A 380-nucleotide genomic window follows, 5' to 3' on the forward strand; every position below is an offset into this window, starting at 1 on the left:
GCACCTCGCACGCCGTGAAAATAGAAGTAGCTTGCCAGTGGTTCGGTGAGGGGGGCGATCAGGACGAGCGCGGCTTCCGGTCCATGCAGCTTCGCGACTGCGACGGCGCGGTTGAGCGTCACCACAGGGGAGGGAGTGCGGCGTTCCAGTGCCGAATAGAGCTGCTCGATCTGGGCCCAGTCGGTGTCCTCCGGCCGTTGCGCACGCGCGTGAAGCGCCGCGATCGCGGCCTGGATCTGGTAAGGGCCGGGCCTTCTGTGGCGGATCGCCTTGTCGATCATCGCAAGCGCCTCGGCGATCAACGCGCCATTCCAGTGCAGGCGGTCCTGTTCCTCGAGCAGGATTGGCATGCCCAACGCGTCGAACCGCGCCAGCAGGCG

At 66.6% G+C, this 380-nt stretch carries 1 pseudogene; it reads right to left on the minus strand.

Going from position 1 to position 380, the window contains the following annotated elements:
• Positions 1-380: pseudogene (locus AB4Y92_RS26445) on the minus strand (RNA polymerase subunit sigma-24); the annotation flags it as partial.

The sequence above is a fragment of the Lysobacter sp. TAB13 genome (genome assembly GCF_052113885.1).
GTDB classification, from domain to species: domain Bacteria; phylum Pseudomonadota; class Gammaproteobacteria; order Xanthomonadales; family Xanthomonadaceae; genus Lysobacter; species Lysobacter gummosus.